Here is a 1099-nt window from a genome sequence, read left to right as displayed (position 1 = left end):
CGGGACCTCGACCCCTTCTCAGCTCAGGCCGCAGACCCCGCGTGTCGCCCTGACCCCACACTCATCTGGGAAGAGCCGCTTTAGGAGTCCGGTCGAGGTCGGTCAGCTCTTCGGATGTCATTGTGCAGCAAGGCCTTTCTTCCTGCTATATGTCGCGTGTTTGCGGGAGTTCTCGGCGCCGTAGGTACCTCGCGGGTACCTCGACAGTGCCATTGCGGCCTCCGCCCACAGGCCTTCTACACGTCAAATGGCGTCGCGCCGAAGGCCGGGAATACCCCGCTGATGGATGCGTCCTCGAACTGGCACGTCGTGGCCGTTGCTTTGCGCAAACGCGCGAATTTCGGCATTGCCGGAGTGCCCGGTGCACATGATCGACACTCTGTTTGGGCCGGTGGGGGTCGTCTCTCATGGCGGCCCCTCCGCCGAGACGTGATTGGCAGCCCGTAGTCGCCGTCGCCGTACGACCGAACACCAGTTGCGGCGAGAGTGCCCACCCGTCATAGGCCCTCGGCGACGAGTAGTGGTTAATAGGGGTGGGGCGTCGGGCCCGGTGTGGCGAACCGATAGCACCAGCCTGCCCACTCGTCCGCCGACCGGGCCGGTGATCCCCGGCATCGGGCTTCGGGTCATGGCCCTCGCTGCAGCAGGCAGTCGTATCAATCTGCGGGCTGTCGGACACATCGAAGGTGATGACCAGCGCTGGCAGGTGGGTGACGCGGTGACCCGGGCCACCCACCTGCGCAGGAACTCGTCGGCGCTTTGGCCAGACGCGCCGGGCTGCCCGTCGACACAGGGTGCGTCGTGCGCGTCGGGGCACAGGTTGGGCGTGATGTAGCTCTTGGTGCCAGGGTGGTGGCCGTGCAGGCGCGGTCCGTCGTCAAGGGGCCTCGTTCAATCGACGACGTGCTGCCCGAAGGCGCGAGGCTCCGTGACGAAGTGAACCGAGGCTTCGGGGTGTCCCGGGTCGGGATTCACCCATCGCGACGAGCGCCAAACAACTGTCCAGACCAATGGATTTTGGCGGCTCTTCCCAGATGAGTGTGGGGTCATAGGTTCAGGCCGCCTGCGATGAGGAGCATGCGCAGCCTGTAGTTCTCGA

Annotated in this window: 1 protein-coding gene; it reads right to left on the bottom strand. The window is 65.3% G+C overall.

The genetic code is table 11. The features are described from left to right. Positions 1–243: 243 nt before the first annotated feature. A complete protein-coding gene (locus tag ACFQ2V_RS21270) occupies positions 244–369 on the bottom strand; it encodes an Lsr2 family DNA-binding protein (protein ID WP_449343053.1) in 126 nt (41 codons plus the stop codon). Positions 370–1099: the final 730 nt, after the last annotated feature.

It is taken from the genome of Terrabacter terrigena (assembly GCF_042676085.1).
Taxonomy (GTDB): domain Bacteria; phylum Actinomycetota; class Actinomycetes; order Actinomycetales; family Dermatophilaceae; genus Terrabacter; species Terrabacter terrigena.
Note: the sequence above shows the minus strand (reverse complement) of the source record. Positions and strands in the feature narration are given on the sequence as shown.

Bases quoted from the DNA above. Each gene is read 5' to 3' on its own strand.
- ACFQ2V_RS21270 (WP_449343053.1), bottom strand. From the start codon at position 369: ATGTGCACCGGGCACTCCGGCAATGCCGAAATTCGCGCGTTTGCGCAA.